Raw genomic sequence first — 22,730 nt, 5'->3', positions numbered from 1 at the left:
GGCTCGTAGCTGCATAATTTTATTGTTACGGATTCAATCCATCCAGCAGGTTCAGGGCGGCGGTGCGGACCTTGTCCAGCAGGCGGACGGCGGAACTGCTGCTTTTTTCGATTATGCTCTGATCTTCCAACTGGACATAGGTGATTTGGCTCGGGTCGAGCTTGACCAGTCCCAGCTGGCCCTCGGCCACCTCCTGCAGGCTGGCGCGGCTTGTGATATCGCTCATTTTGGTGCTCAGGTAGTCGTACTCGCTCTGGGCGGCGGCCAGCTGGGTGTTGACCTCATTGATCTGACCGCTCAACTCGGTGAGCTTGGCGTGGCTGTACAGCACGCTGACAACCAGCCCCAGCACAATGGCAAGGGCCAGCGTGCGCAGCGTGGCCTGCGCAAAACGGCGCGCGCGGTTCAGCCCGCGGTTGCCGCCGCGCACCACTTTTACCTGCGGGCGCGGGGTCTCTAATTTAGGTGCAGCCGCACCGCTGTGCAGCAAAACGGTCGTCATGGTTTGCCTCTTATACTTTCTCCAACACTCTCAGTTTGGCGCTGCGGCTGCGGCGGTTGGTTTCCAGCTCCGCAGCGTCAGCTTCGATGGGTTTGCGGGTAATGAGCTTTGCCTTTGCCACACCCCCGCAGGTGCAGATGGGCTGTTCCGGCGGACAGGTGCAGCGCTGTGCCCAGCGACGGAACTTGTTCTTGACTAAGCGGTCCTCCAGGCTGTGGAAGGTGATGACGCAGAGCCGCCCGCCCGGGGCCAGGCAGTTGAAAATCGCATCCAGGCCCTCGTTCAGGGCGTCCAGTTCGGAGTTGACCGCAATACGGACGGCCTGGAAAGTGCGGCGCGCCGGGTTCTTGGCCTTGCGGCGCTCAGCCGGGGGCACTGCGGCGGCCACGATATCCGCCAACTGCATGGTGGTGGTGATCGGCCGCGTTTCCCGCGCGGCGATGATTTTGCCTGCGATTTGCCAGGCGTAGGGTTCCTCGCCATAGTCGCGCAGGATGCGGGTCAGTTCCTCACGATCCAGAGTGTTGACCAGGTCCGCGGCGGTGGGGCCCTGCTGGCTCATGCGCATATCCAGCGGCGCGTCGGCATGGTAGGAAAAACCGCGCGCTGCATCGTCCAGCTGGTGGCTGGACACGCCGAGATCAAGCAGGGCCCCGTTCACCGCCGGGATGCCCAGCTCCGCGAGGACTCGCGCTGCCTCGCGGAAGTTGACCTGCACCACCTGCGCCGGGAGACCCTTGAGCCTTTCGGTGGCTACTGCCACCGCATCCGGGTCCTGGTCGAGTGAAATCAGGCGGCCTGTGGTCAGTCGTTTTGCAATTTCTCTGCTGTGGCCCGCGCCGCCGGCCGTGCCATCCAGGTAGATGCCGGCGGGGTCGATGTTCAACCCATCCAGGCAGGGCTGCAGCAGTACGGGGATATGTGAAAATTCCATGTTGTATCGTCCTGTTTATTAAAAGTCAAGGTTTTCCATCTCAGCGGTGAAGTCCTCATCGCTGGTTTCCTGGCTGGCGTTCCATGCCTCGGTGTTCCAAATCTCGGCAAAGCTGCGGCTGCCGATAATGGTGACATCGTGGTCAAGACCCGCGTACTCCCGCAGTTTGGCGGGGAGCTGGATGCGGCCTTGCTTGTCCGGGGTAACCTCCACCGCAGAGGCGTACAGCATACGGCTGACCTTGCGGCCCTTGACGAGGCCCTTTTCCTCGATTTTGGCGGCAACCTTTTCGAACTCTTCTGCCGGGAAAGCGGCCAGGCAATGGTCAAGCCAGCGGGTCACAATGAAGGTTTCCCCCATCGCGTCGCGGAAACGGGCGGGGAAATTCAGACGGCCCTTGGCATCGATGGCGTAATCATACTGACCAACGAGCATCTGTGTTCCCCTCCCTTCGTCAAACTGTACAAACTTGCAGCAAGATTTTTTACGTCGCAGCGTCCTCTTTGTGGAAAACTCTGTGGAGAACGTGGAAAACTACCCACCATTCACCACTTTTGTTGTTAAACTCACCACAATTACCCACTCGTGGTAAAATTATAGTACCATTTTCCCCGGCAAAAAGCAAGGGCGAACTGGAAAAAACTGCGCCGCGAATGGATTTTTCACACTTTGTACAAAGGCCCCCACCCCAGGGACAGCGGTTTGCATCAAAACAGCACGGCGGCAAATTTTTTGCCGCAGACAAAAATATCGCCGCACCGTATTATACGGTGCGACGATATTTTTAGAGCTTATAAAGATTTTTAGGGAAATGTGCCGTGGATAACAACGTTTTTCAAGGCCGTCCTTACTTCTGCCCACGGTTAGGGCGGGCGGCATTGCGCAGGTTCATCCGGGTATTCTTGATATCCGCCACGCTGCGAGCCAGCACTTCCTCAGAGTTTTTCAGGATGCCCTCGCAGTAGACCGTAGCGTTGCGGCTCAGCTCCTTGGCCTGGGTCTGAGCGGCGGTCAGAATCTCCACTGCGCGCTGTTGGCTGCGCTTGACGATCTCCTGCTCACTGGTCAGGGTGCGGGCGCGCTCCTCTGCCTGCTGAATGATATTTTCCGACTCGATGCGGGCATTTTTCATAATTTGCTCGCGGTCATTCACGATTTTCTTGCTCTCGCGCACTTCATCGGGGAGATTGTTGCGCACCTCATCAATGATATCGCGCATACGATCCACGTCGACCACGCGCTTGGAGGCGGCAAACGGTACAGCCGTACCCGCTTCCAGTGTTTCTTCCATCAGTTCCAGCAATTCTTCAACGTTCATGCCTCTTCCCCTCTCTCATAGCGGCTGACCTTGATCTTGCCGTAGTTGTATTGTTTTACCAGTGTCAGGCTGCCTGCCTGCTCAGGCAGGTCGGCCTCACGCTCCGTCTCGCAGAGGACCACACCACCCGGGGCCATCTTGGTGGCCAGCAGCGGCAGCACCGCCGCCACCGTGTCATGGTGGAACGGCGGATCCAGCAGGACCAGGTCAAACGGCCCGCGGATGTTGGCAAGGAAACTCTCGGCCTCGCCCTGGCGGATATCACTCTGGCGGTCAACGCCCGCCGTCTTGCAGTTAGCCCTTACGATGGCCAATGCTTCGGCAGAGTGGTCGACAAAGAGGCAGCTTTTCGCTCCGCGTGACAGAGCCTCGATGCCCAGCTGACCGCTGCCTGCAAACAGATCCAGCACGCGTGCTCCCGGCACAAGAAACTGCACACTAGAGAACATGGCCTCCTTCACGCGGTTGATGGTCGGGCGGGTGATATCCTCGCCCGGCAGGGCCTGCAGGTTTTTACCGCGGGCTGTTCCGGCAATGACGCGCATGGTGCCGCACCTCTTTCCTCTCAAAATTTCTTTTACACAGATTCAGTATTTATTATGGGGCTTTCGCGGGCCGTTGTCAAGGGTGCAAAATGTAAAATAAAATGGCAAATGGGTTACAGCGCCGTAAAATCTGCGGGGAAAGTCCACCGCCGGGCTTGACAAATGCCCCCTTGGGTGGGTATAATAGGTACTGTTGTTATGCGGCTGTCGTACAACGGCTAGTACATCAGCCTTCCAAGCTGAGGACGTGGGTTCGACTCCCATCAGCCGCTCCAAAAAGAGACCCCTGTGTCGTGTCCAGACGCAGGGGTCTCTTTTTGGGATTCGGGGATGAGAAGTCGAACAGGGCGACGGCACCGCAGTGCCGGGGCGAACAGTCCTGCGGACTGTTCGCCAGCCCGCGGGAGGCGGACATCAGCCGCTCTGGGAAACTCCCTATGTCATATTCCGGCATGGGGAGTTTTGCTTATTATGCCAGCAAAAAATTCTGAAATCTGCTTGACAGTATCTTCACCTGCCGGGGTGGCGGTTCTTGCTTTTTACGACCAACCTTAGCGTAACGGTCTTGAGACCGATATGGAAAATCAATGTAAAACGCATTGCCTCACCCCCTTTCGGGAAGTGTGGCTGACCGCCTGCCGTTTTGTGCAGCGCCTTACCGGCGAAGCGGTATGTTTAGAATATCATATTTCGACACACCGCGCAAGTTATTCATGCAAAAAGTTCCCGACGCTTTTTGCATTTTATTGTACGGTGCTCCAGTCAAATTCCTGATAGGGTTCGGGTATCCAACCGTATACGTTAAAGTCGTAGTCTGCGACAAAGACCCAGTCACCGTCGCCATAATGACCGTACAGTTTATCACCCGCGCTGACCCACACTACGTCATCACTATTGACGCTGGGCGCGGATTTTAACACATAGTCCGTATTCACGACAATGGGCCATCCATCCGCACTATACGGAATCACAACTCCTACTACCGCAAGGCGGCGGGGCTGTCGCAAATTCAGCTGGCGGACAAGATTGACATAAGCCGCACCCATATGTCCCGCATCGAGAACAGCGACTGTGCGGTCTCGCTGGATGTGGTCTTTCGCATTGCACGGGTGCTGGATGTCCCTGTGTGCAAACTGTTTGAGTTCCGATAAATACAGCAAAACGCCCATCGGCACAAAACCGATGGGCATTTTCGTTGTAAATATGCAGTTATGGGGAAGTTGCTGGCCGGGCATGCCCGGCCCCTACGGGGCGGCGACATAGACGTGGTATTGTCTGCCTTACAGCTTCACCAACTCCGCCTTCATGTTTTTCAGTTCCTTTTCCAGGCGGTCTTTCTCTTTGTTGTAGTCCTGGTAGGCTTGCAGTTCAGCCTCGACGGCGGGGTCCTCGGCGGTCAGGTAGCCGCTGTTCATCGAGGCCGTGTAGCTGAACTTTTTCAGCGTGCCATTAAAGTCGATGACCATGAACTGGCCCTCGGCGGGCCGGACCGTACCTGCGCCGAACATCTTATGGCTGATCTTACAGTCGGTCAGGTCGGGCAGTTTGGCGGGGTTGGCTTGCATCTCCTGCAATTTCTGCTCGCATTCACCGATGCAGATGCACAGCTCGGTGCGGGTTGCTTTCTCCTTAGCAGCCTTGGCGCGTTCCTTTGTAGTGGCGCTGCGGGCATAGCCGCACGGGTAGAACTGCTGGGTGTAGGCCGTGTGCAGGATATCGTACACCAACAGATGCAGCTGGTCATTGATGCCGCCAAGTTCCTGCGCCACATAGGCCTTGTGCAGGGCAATAAGTTCCGGGTAGCTTTCCAGCTCGGCCAACAGGTCGTTGCACATAGTATAGTAGCGTGGCAGGTCCAGTGCCGTGCCGCCGCCGAAATCGGCCTCGTAGTCAAAATATTCTGCCCAGGCCCTGGCCTCGGCCGCATTATAAAAATAGTTGTCGTGGGGTTCCCACAGGTTCAGGAAAAACACCGCGTTGGCCGTGTTCATCGTGTACTTGGGCATCCGCGGGAACACGCGACGGAACCGGCCGTTGATCTGGTCGGCAAACAGCTCGGCGCGGCCGCGGCGCTTGGCGATATCGCCGTCATCCTCTTTGAACAGCCAGCGGAAACACTCCCGCACCAACTCTACTTCTGTCTCCCGCAGCATCAGGGTCTGCACGCCGTCGATGGGCTGCAAGGCCGGGTTGTCCAGCGCCAGCTGTGCCTGCTGCATGGCGTCCGCAAACATACCGGGGAAGTCGCTGTCCTCGATATCCCAGTTCACGCCGAAGCAGTCGGCCGCACGCCAGACCGTTCCCTCTTCGGCGGCGGTGCGGGTCTTGCAATATTGAATGTACTGTGCCAAAATCCCATTCAGATTTTCCGTGTTCAAGTGAACTCCTCCTCGTAAAAATCAGCCTTCCTATTATAAAAGGTTGAACAGGATGCGTCAACCTGTAAAAACGACAAAAAAGCCCCCTTGGGTAAGGGGGCAAAATGTATAGAATTGTAAGGCTCGGGGCCGGGCAAAGTCCGCCCTCATCCGGCCTGCGGCCACCTTTTCCCTCAGGGGAAGGCTTTACAGGCTCGAATAGCCGAAGCTGTTGACGAGGGCATCGATTTTTTTGCCCTGTTTGCACCAGGGGCAGCTGTGGGAATCGTACGTCTCATAGTCGGGCAGGTCGTGGGTGTTGAAGATGCTGGCCACCGGGTAGCCTGCGCACTCATTCACCGAGGCGAAGATTGCCGCAATGCCGACCGCCTCGCCGCCGTAGTAGCGGATGGCCTCGATCGCGCCTTGTACAGTGTAGCCGGTGGTGACGGACGCCGCCAGCACCAGGATATGCTTGCCGGAGATCATGGGGGCCGTGTTCTCGCGGAACAACAGCTGGCTGCCGGTGGTATGCTCCGGCGTGACAACGTAGATGGTTTGGTGGGCGTTCATGTTGGCGTAGCCGGACTTGGTCAGCTCGCTGGCCATGCAGGCACCGATGACTTCAGTGCCGTCCAGACAGAGGATGGTGTCCACGATGGTCGTCGCCTTGTAGGCGCGGATCAACTCTGCGGCGGCGGCACGGGCCTCAGACAGGCGGAACTTGGTCAGCGTGACGTCGATGTAATAGTTGATATGGCTATGGCTGGTAGCATAGTGCCCCTTGCTGACGCGCAGCTGCAGGTTCGGTTTGCCGGTGGGCAGTTTAACAAGATTCATCGCCATGGTGGAGTCCTCCCTTTAACTCTTTATAGGTATATTGTACAAATTTTCACAGTGAAAAACAAGGAACGCTTTACCCAAAATCCAAGGGCGATTTTTGGGCAGTTTTGCGGGGAAAACTGGACACGGCGGCGGAAAAATGGTATACTGGATATAAGTTTAAAGTGGGGAGGTTTGCGGACATGGGTTATAGGCTGGTGCCGTACAACGGCGATACGGTGGCGGTGCCGCAGCTGGTGTTCACCCACCTTGCCCAGGCCGACGGCGACACGATCCGCGCGGCGCTGTACATTTTGCAGACCGGCGACACCGACCCCCGCACGATGGCTCGGGCGCTGGGGCTGCCCAGCATAGAAGCCGCTAAGCGTGCCCTGCAATACTGGGCTGGTGCCGGATTGCTGGAAAACGAGCGCGGCGGCTCCCCTGCCCCGGCGGCAGAGCCGCGTCATGCCGATTTGGCCAGCATGGCAAACGACCCCTATGTGGCGGTGCTCAGCCAGGAATCCCAGGCCATCTTTGGCAAGGGCATCAGCCGCAATGAGTTACAGCGGCTGGTGGACCTGTACCAGATCGACGGCTGGAAACCCGACGTAATTTTGCTCTGCTGCGCCGAGGTCGCCCGCCTGGGACGGCGCACCGTGGGCGCGGTAGCCCACCTGCTGGCCCGCTGGCGGGAGGACGGCGTTGAGACCGGAGAGGACGCCGAGCGTTGGCTGAAACGCGCCAAACAGCGGGAGGACTGGTGCAGTGACGCCGCCGCCCAGTTTGGCATTGCGCCGCGCGATTTGACGAACTGGGAGCGCCGCGCCATTGCCCGCTGGCACGAGGAAATGGGCGTTGGGCATGAGATGATTGACGAGGCGTTGCTGCGTGCCAACGGAAAAAACACCGTGCGGTATGTGGACGGCATCCTGCGGGCCTGGCGTGCCCAGGGCATCACCACCGTGGAGGCTGCCCGCAAGCAGGGCCAGCTGGAAGGCAGCAACATTGTGATGACCGAGCGCCCCGGCACCCAGCAGCCGGCCGCCAGCGCCCAGAAAGACCTGTTCAACCGCAACTGGGCCGCTATGTTTGACGAGGAGGGCTAACCCATGCGCACAAAAGATGAACTGTTCCGCGCCGCCCAGCGGGAGGTTGCCGGGTACCGCCAGCAGGCTGTAATGCAGGCCGAGACGACTCGCCGCGCCGCCTACGCCGCGCACCCCGCCCTGGCCGAAGCGGACGCTGCCCACATGCGGGCGGGCCTAGGCCTGGCAAAGGCCGCCGCACTGGGCAGTAGCATGGACGCCGCCCGTGCCGCGCTGGCCCGCGCCGATGAAACGCTGGCCGCCGCTGTGAAAGAGGCCGGGTACGACGAGAGCGCCTTTAAACCCGCTTACCGCTGCCCCCTGTGTGAGGACACCGGGATGCGGGGCGGCATCCCCTGCCGCTGTGTGGCCGATGTGGCCCGCCGCCTGCGCCGGGAGGAGATCAACGCCGCCAGTCCGCTGGGGCTATGCCAGTTTTCCAGCTTTGAGGTGGAGCGGTACAGCACCAATGTGGAGCCGGAGCTGGGCATTTCCCCGCGGGAGTACATGGGCAAGCTGCTGAATTACTGTAAGAACTACGCGGCCCGGTTCAGCGCCAACAGCCCGAATCTGCTGTTCATGGGCCACAGCGGCCTTGGCAAGACACATCTGGCGCTGGCGATTGCAGATGCCGTGCTGGAAGGCGGGCATGATGTGCTGTACACCAGTGCTGCCGCGCTGGCCGCCCAGCTGGGCAAGGAGCACTTTGACTACACCAACAATGAGGAATGGCTGGCCGCCTGCCAGGAGGCTGACCTGCTGATTCTGGACGACCTGGGCACCGAGTACATCACGCCGCTGACCATCAGTGTGCTGTATGAGCTGATCAACACCCGGATGCTGACCCACCGCCCAACAATCTATACCACAAATATTATTGACCAGAATATTTTTGTAGCCCGCTACACCGAGAAAGTTGCCAGCCGTATGCTGGGCGGCTGCAAGATGTTCAAGTTCTTTGGGGAAGATCAGAGATTAAAATAAAAATGGGATAGGAACCGCACAGGTTCTTATCCCACTTTTTTATTACTTCTATTGTAGGGGCCGGGCATGCAGGGCAGATGCGCAATCATGGCAAGGCTGCGGGCCGCACATATGTAGCCCCTCAACCATCAGGTCAATAGCGTGCGTAGAGGAAGCTGCCGCCGCCAAGGAACCGCCCCATAAAGAGGAATGCGAAGATGCAGACCTCGTATACAGCCCAGCGGGTCGGGGTGGGCAGGGCGGCAATTTTGCCGCGCAGACTGACGCCGTGCTCGTGGGCGGCATCCACGCCCAGCAGAATGGCAATGCCCGCAAATAGCATAAGCTGCTCCAGCCTGCTGGTCAGGCCCAGCTCCCAATAATTGCTGAACACCGCATGGCCGCCATTGAATAGGATGCCTTTGAAGACAGCTGCTGCATTGCCCAGACTGCTGGCCCGGAATATCATAAACAGTCCAGCCAGAATGCAGAACGTGCCCAGCACCCGCAGTGCGTGACGCCGTTTGCCGCTGCGGCGGTGCGGCAGGTGGTTTTCCACCGCCTGGCAGACGCCATGCAGGCCGCCCCAGACGAGGTACGTCAGCCCTGCGCCGTGCCACAATCCGCTGACAAGGAAGGTCAGAATCAGGTTGCGGTCCTTTTTTGCGGTGCTGCACCGGCTGCCTCCCAGCGGGATATAGACGTAATCCCGCAGCCATTGGGACAGGCTGATATGCCACCGCGCCCAGATATCCTTGACGGAATCCGCAAAGAATGGCTGGCGGAAGTTTTCGGGCAGCTCCAGCCCCAGCACCTCGCCGACGCCAAGGACAATGTCCGTGTAGCCGGAGAAGTCCGCGTAGAGCTGCACGGTGAACAGCACACCACCCAGCAAAAGCTGGGTGCGGTCAAAGGCGGCGGGGTTGGTGAACACGGCGTCCACCACCACGGCGGCGCGATCCGCCACCGCAAACTTTTTAAAGTAGCCCCACGCGCTGCGCTGCGCGCCGCGCCACGCCCGGGCGGTATCCCATTTTGTGGGGCGGTCCAGCTGGGGCATGAGCTTGTTGTAGCGGTTGAAAGGTCCCTGGGTAATAGACAAAAAGAACGACGCATAGCACAAAAGCCGCAGGTATTTTTCTTCCGGCAGGATGCGTCCCCGGCGTACATCGCAGAGGTAGCCCGCCAGCTGCAGGGTGAAGTACCCAAGCCCCAGCGCCCCCGCCAAGGTACCCTGCCAGCCCAGGGCGACGGGCAGGTACTTGAGCAAGGCCAGCGGCAGCAGCGCGGCGGCCAGCCCCGCGTAAAAGATGCCTTTTTCCGCCGCGCGACGGGCGCACCACCAAACCAGAAACGCGCTTGCCAGCAGCACCGGCAGCGTCCGCCAGGAGAGCACGGCGTAAAATACCAGGCTGGCCCCCAGCATCAACTGCCAGCGGCGCGGCGACGGGCAGGCAAACCAAAGCCCCGCCAGCACCGCCGCGAACAGCACAAAACCGGGTGATGTCACAGCGAGCATAGTGGGGCCTCCTTGTATAGATTATTATTGCGACTGTATTTTTGCCATAAGGATGGAATCATCCGGCGTCAGGGTCAGTTTTTCTTCCACCGTGGGGTAGAAAATTTCGTCCACGGCCTTCCCTGCCGCGCGTTCCTGAATCGTTTGGCAGAGGATGGCAGTGAACTTTTCCGCGCCTGCACCGTTCAGGTGGTGCGCATCGGAGAAGTCCTCAATTTTCAAATTGAGATCGCACTGCAGGCGGTAGAGGGAGAAATCCCAGTATTCCAGCCCCGCGTGCGCGGTGCAAAAATCCTGCAGGGCGTCCACATAGGCTTGGTAGTTTTGCGTGTTGTACAGATAGCCGCTGGGCAGCGGGGCCGTGAACAGTACGAGTTGGATGCCGTTTTCTTGACAGAAATCGGTAATTTTGTTCAGGTATTCCCAGCCAAAGTCAGAGAGCGGCGCGTCAGGGTCGATATTCAGCAGCGTGGCAAAGCCGTCCCGCGGGATACCCGCGGTGTAGACGAAGCCCCGGCCGCGGTAGGCCTCACCGCTGTCCTCGTAGGTAACATAGCGGTAGCTGTCCGTCGTGTAGCCGTCGGCCAGCTTGGCCTGCCACAGCGCAGGCATCCCGGACGGCGACGCTATGCCATGGCGGGCGGGCAGCAGCAGATCGGCAAAAGCCGCCAAGCCGCCCATCTCCCACAGGTACTCATAACGGTTGGGCGAAAGGGCGTTCATGTGGTCGACCAGCAAGTAACAGGCCAGCGGCACATTGCTGGATGCACTTTCGTTGTAACCGGTGTAGAACATTTCAAGATATACGGTCTTTAGGTCGTTCTGTGCAGCGGCTTCTTTGAGCATATAGTAGGAGCCGTCCGGCAGCTGCTGGGACGACCCGGCGTTAAAGCTGTGGGTGCCCAGCGTGGCGTCCACGGCGGCGGGATCCACGCTGCGGTAGCAGTGGGACGAACCAAGGAACAGTGTATCGATATTGCCCGCATCCCGGTACAATTCTTGCAGCATCACACGGGAGTAGGAGTGTACGTCATCCACCAGCAGAAAATCCGCAGCCGCCAGCAGTGCCGCCGTAAGCAGCACAAACAGCGCGGCGGCCGCCGCTTTTTGCAGGAAGGAGTGTTTCATAGCGTTTTTCCTATCAGCGTTCAATTTTCATGTGGGGGTGCTTCGGCGCGTAGGCGGCCACATCCAGCGTCCAGGTCGTATTGCCGTCAGCATCCTCGGCGGTCTTGGCAAAGCCGAATTGAGCGTAAAATTCACGCACCATAGCGTTTTTAGCCGTGGGATAGTAGTAGCCCACAATGGTCTTGATGCCGCGGGCGGCGGCCTCGGCTACGAGAGTGTCCATCATGGCATCCTCCATGCCGCGCTTGAGCACGCGGCAGCTCATGAGCCACAGGCGTATATGCAGTGCGCCGCCCTGCTGCTGGCCCGCCACAACGGTGACGATGCCGTTATCGCCGAACTTATCCACGAGCTTACCGCACAGGCTGATATAGGCAGCATTCTCGGCCATAGCGCGGATATCATCCTCGGAACAACGCAGCGTCGTCAAATTGAACTGGTTGGACTTGTTGGTGAGCTGGGCAATGCGCTGGATGTACAGTGGTTCAAAGCCCTTGACCGTGGCGGTCATTTCCAGGCTGTCGAGATACTGGCCGTAGTCGGTGAAAGCCGCCTGGGCCTTGGCGCGCTCGGCGTTCTGGTGGTAGAGTTCGGTCTTTTTCAAATCCTCTTTCGAGAGGGCCGTGACCTCAAAGTAGCCGCCGTGATCCAGCGTTTTGATGTAGTTTTCGGCGCCGTCCAGCGCGGGCACTGCCACGCCGGGCACCTGGGCGGCCACGATGGCGCGCTCTGCCGGGTTGTCATCGGCAAAAACAAAGCTATCCGCGCCGAGGTTCAGCTCGGACGCGATGGCCTTGAGGTTCAAGTCCTTTGGCTCCCAGTTGGCCTTGATGGCGACAAAATCATCGGGGCGCAGCACGCCGTCCGGGTGGTTCAGGCCCGCCAGCGCGTTGGCCTCGTCGTTTTTGGAGTCGACAGCCAGGATAGCGCCGATGGATTTCAGCGCCTTGCAGTAGCTTTGGAACTCGGCGTAGACCTGGCCTTCGGGCACTTCGGGGCCGATGGCAAGGCCGTCCACGCCGTCGTCGCCGACGATGCCGCCCCAGAGCGTATTGTCCAGGTCGAGCACAAGCGCTTTTTTGTTGCGGCCGTACAAGGACTTGATGATATTGGCCACGCTGTTGGCCAGCGAAGGGATAGCGTCCAGGCACATGGCATATTTGTACATATGCCAGAAGAAGGCGTCGCCCCAGGCGGTCAGGCCGTAGTCAGCGGAAAGATAGTCGATATCGTTGATATAGAAATGTTCATGCGATGCGGCGTAGGCGTAGAATTTCTGGTTCAGACGGCTGATGAAATTGGAGCGGCCGTGGGGATCCCAGATATCGCGGTTGCCCATGAGTCGATAATTAGGCCTATCAAAGTTATTCTGGATGACCGGGCAGGCGAATTTTTGTTCCAGCGCCTGCCACATTGTCTCAAAATGGGCATACTGCGCGTCCAGCATGGCATCAATGTCGGCTTCGCTGTCGGCGGTGGTGGGCAAGGCGGTCAGGTTGCGCCAGTTGGTGTGGATGTAGATGACATCCGGGTGGAAGTCGTCCAGTTCGGGCGTGCCGAACATGGCGTCCTGCCAGTACTGGGCGTACTCGCTCTGGTAAAACTCTGCCTCGATGCCGTATTGCAACAGAAACAGCCCCAGCTGGTCGGCCACTTCGTTGGTGGTCGAACCGCCGAGGATGGCGATTTTTTTGTGCAGCGGGTGGGGGTTCTGGGCCAGCAGCTCACGCCGCAGCTTGCGCTTTTTCCGCAGCAGTGTCTCGGTATCGAGAGGGTAATGGAAGCAGTCCATGGGAAGCTCCTTTCAACGTCAAAAGGCTTCCCCATCGGGGGAAGCTGTCTGCGAAGCAGACTGATGAGGGCAAAGCCTGCCGGCACCACCTGTCTGCGGGGGATGCCACTGAAAAGCCTGCCCTCATCCGGCCTCGCCAGCTCGGCCACCTTCAGTCTTCGCGCTAAGAGCCGCCTGCGGCGGTTGCGCTCCGACACGCACCTGCGGGTGCAGCCCCGCGGGGGAAGGCTTTTTACTGCATCTCCGCCAGTGCGCCCTTCAATGCCTGGGCGATCTGGTCGGGGCAGCTGGTGGGCTTGCGGCCGCAGGTCGTGCCTTCCATGCGGGCGATGGCGTCCTCGGCCTTCATGCCGGGCAGCAGCTTGGCGATGCCCTTCAGGTTGCCGTCGCAGCCGCCAAGAACCTGCACGCTCTTGATGGTGTGGTCGTCGTTCAGTTCCACGACGGTGCGGACGGAACAGGTACCCTTGTTGTTGTACGTGTAAGTCATGATATATTGCTCCTTAAATTTTATTGCTCTTTTATTTTGCCTTTTTCCAGGTTGCCTTGCGCGCCTTGGCAATGTCGCCGATGCGTGCAATCATTTCGTCACTGGTGGAGAATGCCCCCACCGGGCGCGGGGTCACGGTGTTGATGCCGTGGTAGTCCGTGCCGCCGGTAACGATCAATCCGTTTTCTTTTGCCAGGCGGGCAAGCTCGGCCTTGTCCTCCGGCGTGTTGCGGGGGTGGTTGATCTCGACGCCGTCCAGCCGCCCGGCTGCGATCAGCTCCCGGGCCAGCTCCATGCTGTGGTAGACGCTGGGGTGGGCCAGCACGACCACGGCGCGGCTTGCCTTGATGACCTCCAGCACGGTATCCACAGGCTCATACCGGGGCGTGTGCAGGATGCGCCCGCGCACAGGTTTCAGGCCGAAAAGCGATTTGTATACCGTATTATACATACCGTCGGCCAGGCCGTACTGCCACAGCACCCGCATGACCTGGGCTTTGAACAGCGTGCCGCTGTCCCTGGCGAGTTCCAGCGCTTCCTCGGTGCGGAACTGGGGGCAGATTTGTTCCAGCTCCTTGCAGCTTTGCAGCATAGCGGTCAGGCGGCGCTCGGCCATCATGGCGGCGAAATCCGCCAGCGGGGCGCAGTCGTCCGGCCAGTAGCAGAGCAGGTGGACGCGGTGGGCGCGCTCATAGTCGTAGGCGGTCAGCTCGGTGGCCGGGATGAGGTGGACGCCGTTCTGCACCGGATGGGCGTAGGCGTACCGCACGCTCTGGATGGAATCGTGGTCAGAAACCGCCAGGTGGGTCATCCCCGCGCAGGCCGCCAGAAACGGTAGCTTGTCCACCGGGGTCGAGCCATCGGAGTAGGTCGTATGGGTATGCAGATCACCGGGCATAGCGCGTCACCTCACTTGCAGATACTATAGGACATATTATTATACTACAAGTTGAGGGAGAATTGCAAGTAGGGGCGAGCAATGCTCGCCCCTACAAATTTTACGCTATTTTCGCTCTTTTTTGAGTTCCTCCAAGTATTTCGCCAACTCGTCTATATCCGCATCGGTCAGGGTATCGGTTTCGGCAAGGGCGGCCACGAAGCTGCGGGGGCTGCCGCCGAACAGGCGGTGCCACACGCTTTTGCTCTCAGCGGGCAGGTATTCACTGCGGGTCAGGGTTGCGGTGTAAAGGTACCCCCTCCCCTGCTTTTCACGGTTGACACAGCCCTTTTCTTCCAGCCGGGCCAGCAGGGTCAACAGCGTGGTGCGGGCGCGGGGCGGGCCGGGCAGCGCCGTTTCCAGCTCGGCGGCGGTCAGCGGCGCGTCGGCATCCCACAGGGCGTTCATGATTTCCAGCTCTGCATCGGGCAGGCGTTTGATTTTTGGCATGAGCGTCTCCTTTTAATCCAGGCTGTGGCCGCCGGCAATGACCGTGCGGGCATCGTATTGCAGGGCGGAAGTGTCGCCGTTGTAGACATAGAAGATGTATTTCTGCACGCCCGCCCACGTGGCGGTCAGGTAGTCGCCGTCACGAGTGAACGCCCATACGCCGCAGTCGTCGCCCTCGGCCACAACGTAGTCGGGGATGGCGTCGGTCTTGGGCGCGGTGAAATCCAGCGCATTCAGCTCATCGTAGGTCAAAAAGTACGGCAGGCTGTTCCAATCTCGACCCCCGGTAAAGTCGATGTTCAGCATCAGCAGGGCATCGGCAAAGGTGTGGAAATCCTGATTGCGGTAATATAGGTAGGTTTCCAGCTCGGCCTGCGGCCAGTCGGCGGGGGTGCCAAAATCCCGTGCGCCCGCCTGGGCCAACGCGTTGCACTGGTGTATCAGGGTGCGGTACTGGCGGTTGGTCAGCCGCAATTCCCGCGCGGGGTCGATTGTGCCGAAGTGCGCCACTTCGCCGGTGTTGTTCTGCTGCCAGCCACTGACAAGCTCGCAGGGTTCGCTCTCGTCATAGGGCACGGCGATATAAATATAAAAATCACCCTCGCCATACTGTGGGCCTAAGAAAAGTTTTTCCGGCTCGAGTTCTGCTTCAAAGTTCACCTTGGCGAACGTGCCTTTGCCTGCGTTCAGAAAGTCCTGCCAGGTCGTGCCGTCCGCGCGGGGTTCCTGCAAAATGGCGGCCAGATTTTCGTTTTCGGCACTTTCGGCGGCGGGGTCATCGACCAGCGAGGTCATACCGCCGTTGAACTTGTAGCCCCACAGGGTCGGCAGGCACTCGTCCCAGAAGTAGCTGTCCACGCGCCGTATGGCGGTGAGCTGCTGCTCCGTGGGCAGCTGGCGGTTGATATCCTTGATCTCCGCAAGGGCTTCTTCTGTCGAGGGCGTCGCAGTGGGCGCGGGTTCTGCGGTTTCCTGCGCGGGGGTGTCGGTGATTTGGCAGGCTACCAGGCCGCCCGCGCAGCAGGCGGTCAGGGCCAGTGCGGCCAGCAAAGTGCGGCCCCGGCGTTTGGGGGCAGTGTCCCATAGCGCGGCAAGGCGCTGTTTGAACTGGCGCTTGTTCAGCGCAAAACCGCTGGTCAGAGCCGGGCCGCGGCTGCGGCGCACGGCGGTCATCAGGGCATCGGCGTAGGCCGTACGGTAAGCAGCGTCGCGGCCGTGCAGGGTCTCGGCGTCGCAGGCTTCCTCGATATCACGGCCCGCGCGGGCGGCCAGCATCCAGACAGCCGGGTTGTACCAGTGCAGGATGCACACCAGCGTGAGCAGCAGCTTTTTCGCGACGTCATGTCGTTTTATGTGGGTCAGTTCATGGGCCAGCATACATTCCGCACCCTTGAGGGCTTCGCCCGCAGGGACGAGCAGGACGGGATGCAGCGCCCCCGCCACCATGGGGCTGCGCACCAGCGGCGTGGCCTGCATTTGCGGGCATTGGCCCTGCGGCAGGGCGTCACGCCAGCTTTTAGCCACCGGCTGCGCGTTGCGGCCCACGCGAATACGCCAGACGGCATAGCCGCCGAACTGGTACAGCGCCACGGCGGTAAGGCCAAGCTCCCACGCGAGGGCCGCCAGGTTGCCCCAGTTTGTATCGATGGCAAGACGTTCCAGCACGGTGCGCCGTCCGGTTTGCAGTTCCGCGCGGGGCACGATGTAATGCATCGTGTTGTCGTCGGCGGTGGTCGTGCGGTAGGGTACGTTGGCGGCGGGCTTCGTGGTGGTTTCCTCCGTCAGGGCGGTCATCTGGGTATAAAACGGCTGAGCGCTGACCGTCACCGCCGCCGGGGCCTGGGGCAAAAGTGCCCGAACCGGCACGAGGAACAGCACCGCCAGCACCACCCACAGGCGGCAGAGCCACCGCGGGCCATACCGTTTTTGCAGCTTGGGGGCTGCAGCCAGCAGGGCCAGCACCACAAGGCCCAGCAGCAGGCCTTGCACCAGAAAGGCGATGAAAAGCGGCAGGAACATGGTGGGCCTCCTTTTGATTCTACAGTTGTAGAAGGTTGGATTTGATTTTATTCTACAAGTGTAGAATTGTATTGTCAAGTAGCATGGGTGACGAATTATTGGGGGAGTTTTTGGGGAAAGTGCGCAGTGGTGGAGAGGTGCGCGGGAGGGATGAATTTCTCCCCTACAAATAGCGGGATAGTCTACGGCAGCATTTGTGTAGGGGGGCGGTGTCCTCGACGCCCCGCGGAGGGGTCAAGGTCCCCCGCATAGGCGGTCGTCTGCCTTACACGCGTGGGCCGGGCATGCCCGGCCCCTACATGGGCGGCGACAAAAAAGCGCACCGCGTCCAAAAACAGACACGGTGCGCTTACTTACGCTATCCTAAATTTTACGCCAGCAGCGGCTTGCAGGCCTCGGCCAGCTTTTCCTTCTTGGCTTCAGCCTCGGCAAGGTCCTTGCCCTTGGTGGTGAAGTAGGTCTTGATCTTCGGCTCGGTGCCGGAGGGACGCACGACGACGGTTGCGCCGCTTTCCAGCGTATAGATCAGGACATTGGCGGCAGGCAGACCGGTTTCCTCGGGCTTCTTATAGTCAACGACCTTGACGACCTTGTCACCGGCAAAGTCCTTCGGCGGGTTGTCGCGCAGATCCTGCATGATGCCCGCCATCTTGTCCATGCCGGACAGGCCCGGGAACTCGAAACTGTCAACCTTGTTCAGGTAGCGGCCATACTCGGCGTAGATGCGCTCCAGTTCTTCCTTGATGGAGGAGCCCTTGGCGCGGTAGTAGGCGGCCATCTCGCAAATCAGCATGGAGCCGATGATGGCGTCCTTGTCGCGGACATAGGGGCCAGCCAGGTAGCCGTAGCTCTCCTCAAAACCAAAGATGAAGCGGTCAACCTCACCGGCGGCTTCCAGCTTGGCGATCTGGTCGCCGATCCACTTGAAACCGGTCAGGACGTTGCGGCACTCGACGCCGTAATGCTCGGCAACCTTGTCAGCCAGCGGGGTGGAGACGATGGACTTGCACATGACGGGGTTCTTCGGCATGGTGCCCTGCTCGATACGGCCTGCACAGATGTAGTCCAGCAGCAGAACGCCAACCTCGTTGCCGGAGAGCAGCTCATAGCTGCCATCCTTGCACTTGACGGCGATGCCCACGCGGTCTGCGTCAGGGTCGGTAGCCAGCATCAGATCAGCACCGGACTTTTCGGCCAGCTCCAGACCCAGGCGCAGAGCCTCAAAAATTTCAGGGTTGGGGTACGGGCAGGTCGGGAAGTTGCCGTCGGGATCCTTCTGCTCGGGCACGATGGTGATATCGGTGATGCCGATGTCGCCCAAGACATGGGTGACGGGCACAAGGCCGGAGCCGTTCAGCGGGCTGTAGACCAGCTTGAGACCGGCAGTCTTGCAGATGCCCGGGCGGATGGAGCGGGCCTCGATGGCGGCATAGAGGGCATTGATGCAGTCCTCGCCGACATACTCGATCAGCCCCTGGGCCAGGCCATCCTCAAAGGAAATGAGCTTGGCCCCGGTCAGGATATCCGTCTTTTGGATCTCGGCGTAGACAATGTCGGCGGCCTCATCGGTCATCTGGCAGCCGTCCGGGCCGTAGGCCTTGTAGCCGTTGTACTTGGCGGGGTTGTGGCTGGCCGTGACCATGATGCCCGCGTTGCAGTTGTAGTAGCGGGTGGCAAAGCTTAGCGCGGGAACCGGCATAAGGGCCTTGTAGATGCGGACCTTGATACCGTTGGCGGCCAGCACCTCGGCAGCGGTCTTGGCGAACAGGTTGCTCTTGATGCGGCTGTCATAGCTGATGGCAACGGTCTGGCTGCCGCCCTGGGTCTTGACCCAGTTGGCAAGGCCCTGGGTGGCCTGGCGGACAACGTAAATATTCATGCGGTTGGTGCCTGCACCGATGACGCCGCGCAGACCGGCGGTGCCGAATTTCAGGGCCACGGCAAAGCGGTCCTGGATGGCGGCATCGTCGCCCTTGACGCTTTCCAACTCAGGTTTCAGGTCGGCGTCGTCCAGCTCTGCGGCGAGCCAGCGCTCATACATATCTTGATACATAAGTAAAACACCTTCACTTTCCATAGGAAATACTAACTTAGGTATACTCTAAATATACCAACTTTGCCGTACTCTGTCAATCGAATTTTGTTTATTTTTGCCTGATTTTTACAGTTTCTTTCGCCTTTCGCCCTTGCCAAACGGCGTTTTCCAGTGTATAGTGAAGGTATCTGCTCTGCGCATCGATGATTATATCCAAGGAAAGCCGTGGACCCATATGAAACATACGCCTGAACTCATCGTCATGCTGACTCACAACGACGTCACTGTGCCCGATGCCGCCGCAGTCTTTGCCCGGTGTCAGCACACCCGCGCCCGGTATTGGGGCTTTAAAGAGGAAGGGCTTCCCTTCGCCGAGATGCAGGCCCTGTTTGCCCGGATGAAAGCCTGCGGCAAGACGACCTGTTTGGAGGTCGTCGCCTACACTGAGCCAGAATGCCTGCGCGGGGCCGAAATGGCCGCTGCCTGCGGGTGTGATATCCTGATGGGTACGGTCTACTCTGACGCCGTCCATGCTTATTGCCGCGCCCATGGGCTGCGGTATATGCCCTTCGTCGGGCAAATTTCTGGCCGTCCCTCTATCCTGCACGGTACCCCGGCGGGGATGATCTGCGAGGCCGAGGGCTATTTAGCCAAGGGCGTGGACGGCATTGATCTGCTGGGCTACCGCTATACCGGCGACGCGGCGGCGCTGAACCGTGCGTTCATCGCGGCGGTCCATGCGCCGATCTGCCTGGCGGGCAGTGTGAACAGCTTTGCCCGGTTGGATGAAATCAAAGCTGCCGGGGCCGCGTATTTCACCATCGGCAGTGCCTTTTTTGCGCACGCTTTTGGCGGGGATATCACCGACCAGATCAACACCGTCTGCGACTATATGGAGGCCCCGTATGCTTGAGCGTTGGTACCCCACGGCCCATGTTCCCAGCGTATTTGCCATCGACTATGAAAAGCTGGCCGCGCTGGGCTACAAAGGCATTTTGTTTGACATTGACAACACTCTTGTCCACCACGGCGACGATTCCACGCCCGAGGTGGACGCGCTGTTCCGCCATATCCACAGCCTGGGGCTGAAAACACTGCTGCTCTCCGACAATTCTGCCGCGCGCATCGAGCGATTCAACCGCAATATCCGCACGCTTTTTATTGCCGAGGCGGGCAAGCCCGACCCCGCTGCCTACCGCCGGGCCTGCGCCATGCTGGGCCTGCCGCCCGAGCAGGTCGTCTGCGTCGGCGACCAGCTGTTCCGGGATATCCGCGGCGCGAACAGCGCCGGGCTGGACAGCATCCTGGTGGATTTCATCCGGCTGCCCGGCGAGACGCACTATGGCAAAAAGCGTGTGCTGGAAAAAGCCATCCTCTGGTTTTACCACCGTGACCCGCGCCGCCGGGGCCGTCTGGACGGCATAGGAAAGTGAGGCAGTTTCATGTTCTGCGATATCAGCCCGACCTGTTACAAGATTGCGCTGCAAAAGGAAATCTGCAAGCGCCATATCAAGAATTTTTTCGCACAGGAAAACTATGCCGACACGCAGGATACCGCGCCTCTGCCCTGCATAGTGGCGCAGTACAGTTCGCACCTCATCAAGCGCGGCAAGGGCATCGACCCTGTCTTGCAGGAGAACAAGGCCGTCAACATCCACCTTGCCAATGAAAGGCTCAACGGCATTCTCATCCGCCCGGGCGAGACGTTTTCCTTCTGGCATCGGGTTGGCAAGACGACCAAGCGCAAAGGCTACCGGGATGGGCGGATTTTGGTGCGTAATCATATTCTGCCGGGCATCGGCGGCGGGCTGTGCAACCTGGCAAACACGATTCACCGCGTTGTGCTGGTAAGCCCTCTGACCGTGACCGAGTTCCACAAGCACTCCGACGCTCTGGCCCCCGACGAGGGGCCGCGGGTGCCGTTCAGTTCCGGCACGTCGGTGTTTTACAATAACGGCGACTACCGTTTTAAAAATGAGACGGACCAGACGTTCCAGCTGCTGTTGTGGTGCGATGAGGACAACCTCTACGCCGAGCTGCGCTGTGAGCGCCCCCTGCCCTGCCGCTACCGCATTGTGGAGGAAGGGCACCACTTCCAAAAAGAGGGCGGCAAATATTACCGTGTGTCGAAGATTTACAAGGAGACACTGGACGCACAGACCGGGCAGCTGCTGCACCGGGAGCTTGTGCTGGACAACCATTCCGAAGTCATGTATGACCCCGCGCTGATTCCCGGCGTGGAAAAACTGTAAAGGGAGCCGCCTATGTATGCAAAAGTGACAAGCCTCGGCGTGACCGGGTTAGCCGGGTACATCGTGCAGGTGGAGGCCGATCTGTCCGGCGGGCTGCCGCAGTTCAATCTGGTGGGCCTGCCGGATTCGGCGGTGAAGGAGAGCAGCGAGCGGGTGCGCAGTGCCATCAAGAACCTGCACTACGAGTGGCCCGCCAGCCGTATTACCATCAACCTGGCTCCCGCCGACGTGCGCAAGACCGGGCCGGTATACGACCTGCCGGTGTTCGTGGGCATTCTGGCCGCGCAGGGCAAGCTGCCCGTCCCCGGCGGCGAACGGGCGTTTTTAGGGGAGCTGGGCCTGGACGGCACATTACGCCCCGTGACCGGCGTTCTGCCCATGGCGATGGCCGCTGTGCAGAACGGCGTGAAGGAGCTGTTTCTGCCCGCCGAGAACGCTGCCGAAGCCGCTGTGGCCGAAGGGCTGACCGTCTACCCTGCCCGCAGTGCCCAGGATGTTGTGCTGCACCTGTGCGGCGCGGATCCCATCACTCCGGCCACGCCGGAAGGGTACGATGAGAACGGCGTCTGGCTGGGGCCGGATATGGCCGATGTGCGCGGGCAGAGCGAGGCCCGCCGGGCGATGGAGGTCGCCGCCGCAGGCGGGCACAATCTACTGTTGGTCGGCCCGCCGGGGACCGGTAAGTCCATGCTGGCAAAGCGGCTGCCGGGCATTCTGCCGCCGCTGACCTATGAGGAAGCGCTGGAAACGAGCGCGATTTATTCGGTGGCCGGGCTTTTGCGCGGCGGCGCGGGACTGGTCAGGGAAAGGCCGTTCCGCAGCCCGCACCACAGTGTCAGTTCCACCGCCATCGTGGGCGGCGGGTCTGTGCCCCGCCCCGGCGAGGTGAGCCTGGCCCACAACGGTGTGCTGTTTTTGGATGAGTTGCCGGAGTTTGCCCGCGACACGCTGGAGGTGTTGCGCCAGCCGTTGGAGGATGGCAAAGTCACGGTCAGCCGCGTGCACGGGTCGGCATCCTACCCCTGTAAGTTTATGCTGGTGGCCGCCATGAACCCCTGCAAGTGCGGCTACTTAGGCCACCCGACGCGGGAGTGTACCTGCACGCCCAGTGCCGTGGATGCCTACCGGCGGCGCATTTCGGGGCCGCTGCTGGATCGTATCGACCTGCACGTTGAAGCGCTCCCGGTGGAATATGACGATTTGGCGTCGGAGTTAGGCGGCGAGCCGAGTGCCGACATCCGCGCCCGGGTCATGGCCGCCCGCGCCTTGCAGCGGGAGCGGTACAAGGCCCTGCGCGGCGTGCGCTGCAACGCGCAGCTGCCTTCCAGTGCGCTGCGCCGCTACTGCCGCATGACCCCCGCCGCCGAGAAAATTTTGCGCGGCGCATTTGAACGGCTGGGATACAGCGCCCGCGCCTATGACCGCATTTTGCGGGTAGCCCGCACCGTGGCCGATTTGGACGGAAGTGAAGTTTTGGACGCAGCGCATTTGTCCGAGGCGCTGCAATACAGGAGTCTGGACAGGAAGTTTGGGATGAGGTAAAAAAAGCCGGCCTGCGGATTGCTTGGTGTGCAATCCG

The 22,730-nt window shown here is 60.1% G+C and carries 22 protein-coding genes and 1 tRNA gene; 7 read left to right on the top strand and 16 right to left on the bottom strand.

Annotated features, from left to right (window positions below):
- Window positions 1-25: 25 nt before the first annotated feature.
- From GPK89_RS09015 to rsmD, 5 genes are all read right to left on the bottom strand, one after another.
- Window positions 26-502 (bottom strand): hypothetical protein, encoded by a 477-nt coding sequence (locus GPK89_RS09015; RefSeq protein WP_215692531.1) that lies wholly within the window; start codon window positions 500-502, stop codon window positions 26-28.
- Between the two features lie 10 nt (window positions 503-512).
- The gene (gene rsmH, locus GPK89_RS09010) at window positions 513-1,436 is read right to left on the bottom strand and encodes a 16S rRNA (cytosine(1402)-N(4))-methyltransferase RsmH (protein WP_215692530.1); all 924 of its coding nucleotides are present in this window, start codon (window positions 1,434-1,436) and stop codon (window positions 513-515) included.
- 18 nt (window positions 1,437-1,454) lie between these two features.
- Window positions 1,455-1,871, bottom strand: coding sequence for a division/cell wall cluster transcriptional repressor MraZ (mraZ, locus tag GPK89_RS09005; protein ID WP_215692529.1), 417 nt, complete (start codon window positions 1,869-1,871; stop codon window positions 1,455-1,457).
- A 412-nt stretch (window positions 1,872-2,283) separates the two neighbouring features.
- The gene (locus GPK89_RS09000; protein WP_215692528.1) at window positions 2,284-2,754 is read right to left on the bottom strand and encodes an HrpE/YscL family type III secretion apparatus protein; all 471 of its coding nucleotides are present in this window, start codon (window positions 2,752-2,754) and stop codon (window positions 2,284-2,286) included.
- Window positions 2,751-3,299 (bottom strand): 16S rRNA (guanine(966)-N(2))-methyltransferase RsmD, encoded by a 549-nt coding sequence (gene rsmD / locus GPK89_RS08995; protein ID WP_215692527.1) that lies wholly within the window; start codon window positions 3,297-3,299, stop codon window positions 2,751-2,753. The genes GPK89_RS09000 and rsmD overlap by 4 nt, the downstream gene beginning before the upstream one ends.
- Window positions 3,300-3,499: 200 nt before the next feature.
- Between rsmD and GPK89_RS08990 the strand changes: the two genes are divergently transcribed.
- Window positions 3,500-3,574: transfer RNA gene (locus GPK89_RS08990), tRNA-Gly, on the top strand.
- Between the two features lie 468 nt (window positions 3,575-4,042).
- Here GPK89_RS08990 and GPK89_RS16760 read toward each other — a convergent pair.
- From GPK89_RS16760 to GPK89_RS08975, 3 genes are all read right to left on the bottom strand, one after another.
- Window positions 4,043-4,534, bottom strand: coding sequence for a hypothetical protein (locus tag GPK89_RS16760; RefSeq protein ID WP_430750604.1), 492 nt, complete (start codon window positions 4,532-4,534; stop codon window positions 4,043-4,045).
- A 45-nt stretch (window positions 4,535-4,579) separates the two neighbouring features.
- Window positions 4,580-5,677 carry a hypothetical protein gene (locus GPK89_RS08980; protein ID WP_215692526.1) on the bottom strand — a complete coding sequence of 366 codons (1,098 nt, stop codon included), beginning with the start codon at window positions 5,675-5,677 and terminating at the stop codon, window positions 4,580-4,582.
- 186 nt (window positions 5,678-5,863) lie between these two features.
- On the bottom strand, window positions 5,864-6,502 hold the full coding sequence (locus tag GPK89_RS08975) for an orotate phosphoribosyltransferase (RefSeq protein ID WP_215692525.1): 639 nt from the start codon (window positions 6,500-6,502) through the stop codon (window positions 5,864-5,866).
- Between the two features lie 179 nt (window positions 6,503-6,681).
- Between GPK89_RS08975 and GPK89_RS08970 the strand changes: the two genes are divergently transcribed.
- On the top strand, window positions 6,682-7,587 hold the full coding sequence (locus tag GPK89_RS08970) for a DnaD domain protein (protein WP_215692524.1): 906 nt from the start codon (window positions 6,682-6,684) through the stop codon (window positions 7,585-7,587).
- Window positions 7,588-7,590: 3 nt separating this feature from the next.
- Entirely contained in the window at window positions 7,591-8,550 is a 960-nt protein-coding gene (locus GPK89_RS08965) for an ATP-binding protein (RefSeq protein ID WP_215692523.1), read from the top strand.
- 133 nt (window positions 8,551-8,683) lie between these two features.
- Here the strand turns inward: GPK89_RS08965 and GPK89_RS08960 are convergent, their stop codons facing one another.
- The 8 genes from GPK89_RS08960 to GPK89_RS08925 all read right to left on the bottom strand — a co-directional run bounded on the left by GPK89_RS08960 (window position 8,684) and on the right by GPK89_RS08925 (window position 18,917).
- Window positions 8,684-10,048: an MBOAT family O-acyltransferase gene (locus GPK89_RS08960; protein WP_215692522.1), complete on the bottom strand. Its 1,365-nt coding sequence runs from the start codon at window positions 10,046-10,048 to the stop codon at window positions 8,684-8,686.
- Window positions 10,049-10,072: 24 nt separating this feature from the next.
- The gene (locus GPK89_RS08955; protein WP_215692521.1) at window positions 10,073-11,176 is read right to left on the bottom strand and encodes a hypothetical protein; all 1,104 of its coding nucleotides are present in this window, start codon (window positions 11,174-11,176) and stop codon (window positions 10,073-10,075) included.
- A gap of 13 nt (window positions 11,177-11,189) precedes the next feature.
- A complete protein-coding gene (locus GPK89_RS08950; RefSeq protein WP_215692520.1) occupies window positions 11,190-12,968 on the bottom strand; it encodes an HAD-IIIC family phosphatase in 1,779 nt (592 codons plus the stop codon).
- Between the two features lie 232 nt (window positions 12,969-13,200).
- The gene (locus GPK89_RS08945) at window positions 13,201-13,458 is read right to left on the bottom strand and encodes a TIGR03905 family TSCPD domain-containing protein (protein WP_215692519.1); all 258 of its coding nucleotides are present in this window, start codon (window positions 13,456-13,458) and stop codon (window positions 13,201-13,203) included.
- A 31-nt stretch (window positions 13,459-13,489) separates the two neighbouring features.
- A complete protein-coding gene (locus GPK89_RS08940) occupies window positions 13,490-14,356 on the bottom strand; it encodes a PHP domain-containing protein (protein WP_215692518.1) in 867 nt (288 codons plus the stop codon).
- 105 nt (window positions 14,357-14,461) lie between these two features.
- Entirely contained in the window at window positions 14,462-14,845 is a 384-nt protein-coding gene (locus GPK89_RS08935; protein WP_215692517.1) for a BlaI/MecI/CopY family transcriptional regulator, read from the bottom strand.
- Between the two features lie 12 nt (window positions 14,846-14,857).
- Window positions 14,858-16,864: a M56 family metallopeptidase gene (locus GPK89_RS08930; RefSeq protein ID WP_215692516.1), complete on the bottom strand. Its 2,007-nt coding sequence runs from the start codon at window positions 16,862-16,864 to the stop codon at window positions 14,858-14,860.
- Window positions 16,865-17,234: 370 nt separating this feature from the next.
- Window positions 17,235-18,917: a phospho-sugar mutase gene (locus tag GPK89_RS08925; protein WP_215692515.1), complete on the bottom strand. Its 1,683-nt coding sequence runs from the start codon at window positions 18,915-18,917 to the stop codon at window positions 17,235-17,237.
- Between the two features lie 217 nt (window positions 18,918-19,134).
- On the opposite strand from GPK89_RS08925, the gene GPK89_RS08920 reads away from it, so the two are divergent.
- The 4 genes from GPK89_RS08920 to GPK89_RS08905 are packed head-to-tail and all read left to right on the top strand — an operon-like array spanning window position 19,135 to window position 22,693.
- The gene (locus tag GPK89_RS08920; RefSeq protein WP_215692514.1) at window positions 19,135-19,812 is read left to right on the top strand and encodes a hypothetical protein; all 678 of its coding nucleotides are present in this window, start codon (window positions 19,135-19,137) and stop codon (window positions 19,810-19,812) included.
- Window positions 19,805-20,332, top strand: a complete 528-nt coding sequence (locus GPK89_RS08915) for a YqeG family HAD IIIA-type phosphatase (RefSeq protein WP_215692513.1) — start codon at window positions 19,805-19,807, stop codon at window positions 20,330-20,332. Before GPK89_RS08920 ends, GPK89_RS08915 begins: the two co-directional genes overlap by 8 nt.
- A gap of 9 nt (window positions 20,333-20,341) precedes the next feature.
- Window positions 20,342-21,151 (top strand): VanW family protein, encoded by an 810-nt coding sequence (locus GPK89_RS08910; RefSeq protein WP_215692512.1) that lies wholly within the window; start codon window positions 20,342-20,344, stop codon window positions 21,149-21,151.
- A 12-nt stretch (window positions 21,152-21,163) separates the two neighbouring features.
- Complete coding sequence (locus GPK89_RS08905; protein ID WP_215692511.1) at window positions 21,164-22,693, top strand: YifB family Mg chelatase-like AAA ATPase; 1,530 nt, start codon at window positions 21,164-21,166, stop codon at window positions 22,691-22,693.
- The last annotated feature ends 37 nt before the right edge of the window (window positions 22,694-22,730 follow it).

This window comes from Gemmiger formicilis (assembly GCF_018784445.1).
Classification (GTDB): Bacteria; Bacillota; Clostridia; order Oscillospirales; family Ruminococcaceae; genus Gemmiger.
Note: the sequence above shows the minus strand (reverse complement) of the source record. Positions and strands in the feature narration are given on the sequence as shown.